Genomic DNA, 2,374 nt, shown 5'->3' on the forward strand with positions numbered 1-2,374 from the left:
AAAACCCCTTGGGTGTTGTATGGTTAAGCCTCACGGGCAATTAGTATCAGTTAGCTCAATGCCTCGCAGCACTTACACACCTGACCTATCTACGTCGTAGTCTCCAACAACCCTTTAGGATACGTAAAGTATCAGGGATGACTCATCTCAGGGCTCGCTTCACGCTTAGATGCTTTCAGCGTTTATCGATTCCGAACTTAGCTACCGGGCAATGCCACTGGCGTGACAACCCGAACACCAGAGGTTCGTCCACTCCGGTCCTCTCGTACTAGGAGCAGCCCCCTTCAATCATCCAACGCCCACGGCAGATAGGGACCGAACTGTCTCACGACGTTCTAAACCCAGCTCGCGTACCACTTTAAATGGCGAACAGCCATACCCTTGGGACCGACTTCAGCCCCAGGATGTGATGAGCCGACATCGAGGTGCCAAACACCGCCGTCGATATGAACTCTTGGGCGGTATCAGCCTGTTATCCCCGGAGTACCTTTTATCCGTTGAGCGATGGCCCTTCCATTCAGAACCACCGGATCACTATGACCTGCTTTCGCACCTGCTCGAATTGTCATTCTCGCAGTCAAGCGGGCTTATGCCATTGCACTAACCTCACGATGTCCAACCGTGATTAGCCCACCTTCGTGCTCCTCCGTTACTCTTTGGGAGGAGACCGCCCCAGTCAAACTACCCACCAGGCACTGTCCGCAACCCCGATAAGGGGCCAACGTTAGAACATCAAGCATACAAGGGTGGTATTTCAAGATTGCCTCCACACATACTGGCGTACGTGCTTCAAAGGCTCCCACCTATCCTACACATGTAGGGTCAATGTTCAGTGCCAAGCTGTAGTAAAGGTTCACGGGGTCTTTCCGTCTAGCCGCGGGTACACTGCATCTTCACAGCGATTTCAATTTCACTGAGTCTCGGGTGGAGACAGCGTGGCCATCATTACGCCATTCGTGCAGGTCGGAACTTACCCGACAAGGAATTTCGCTACCTTAGGACCGTTATAGTTACGGCCGCCGTTTACTTGGGCTTCGATCAAGAGCTTCGACCGAAGTCTAACCCCATCAATTAACCTTCAAGCACCGGGCAGGCGTCACACCGTATACGTCATCTTACGATTTAGCACAGTGCTATGTTTTTAATAAACAGTTGCAGCCACCTGGTATCTGCGACTCCCGGCAGCTTAGAGAGCAAGTCTCATCACCGCTAGGAGCGTACCTTCTCCCGAAGTTACGGTACCATTTTGCCTAGTTCCTTCACCCGAGTTCTCTCAAGCGCCTTAGTATTCTCTACTCGACCACCTGTGTCGGTTTGGGGTACGATTCCTTACAATCTGAAGCTTAGAGGCTTTTCCTGGAAGCATGGCATCAATGGCTTCACTACCGTAGTAGCTCGACATCGTGTCTCAGCCTAGTGTATTCCCGGATTTGCCTAAGAATACAGCCTACACACTTGAACTTGGACGACCGTCGCCAAGCCCACCTAGCCTTCTCCGTCCCCCCATCGCAATTGTAAGAAGTACGGGAATATTAACCCGTTTCCCATCGACTACGCCTTTCGGCCTCGCCTTAGGGGTCGACTTACCCTGCCCCGATTAACGTTGGACAGGAACCCTTGGTCTTCCGGCGAGCGGGTTTTTCACCCGCTTTATCGTTACTCATGTCAGCATTCGCACTTCTGATACGTCCAGCACGCTTTACAACGCACCTTCAACCGCTTACAGAACGCTCCCCTACCCAATACAGTAAACTGTATTGCCGCAGCTTCGGTGTATAGTTTAGCCCCGTTACATCTTCCGCGCAGGCCGACTCGACCAGTGAGCTATTACGCTTTCTTTAAATGATGGCTGCTTCTAAGCCAACATCCTGGCTGTCTGAGCCTTCCCACATCGTTTCCCACTTAACTATAACTTTGGGACCTTAGCTGGCGGTCTGGGTTGTTTCCCTCTCCACGACGGACGTTAGCACCCGCCGTGTGTCTCCCGGATAGTACTTACTGGTATTCGGAGTTTGCAAAGGGTTGGTAAGTCGGGATGACCCCCTAGCCTTAACAGTGCTCTACCCCCAGTAGTATTCGTCCGAGGCTCTACCTAAATAGATTTCGGGGAGAACCAGCTATCTCCAGGTTTGATTGGCCTTTCACCCCTAGCCACAAGTCATCCGCTAATTTTTCAACATTAGTCGGTTCGGTCCTCCAATTGATGTTACTCAATCTTCAACCTGCCCATGGCTAGATCACCTGGTTTCGGGTCTATATCCAGAGACTGAACGCCCAGTTAAGACTCGGTTTCCCTACGGCTCCCCTAAACGGTTAACCTTGCCACTGAATATAAGTCGCTGACCCATTATACAAAAGGTACGCAGTCACACCA

1 rRNA gene is annotated in these 2,374 nt (G+C 51.6%); it reads right to left on the reverse strand.

The features are described from left to right. Positions 1-19: 19 nt before the first annotated feature. Positions 20-2,374: ribosomal RNA gene (locus PVK63_RS19830) — 23S ribosomal RNA — on the reverse strand; the annotation flags it as partial.

This window comes from Aliivibrio sp. S2TY2, from assembly GCF_028765525.1.
GTDB classification, from domain to species: domain Bacteria; phylum Pseudomonadota; class Gammaproteobacteria; order Enterobacterales; family Vibrionaceae; genus Aliivibrio; species Aliivibrio finisterrensis_A.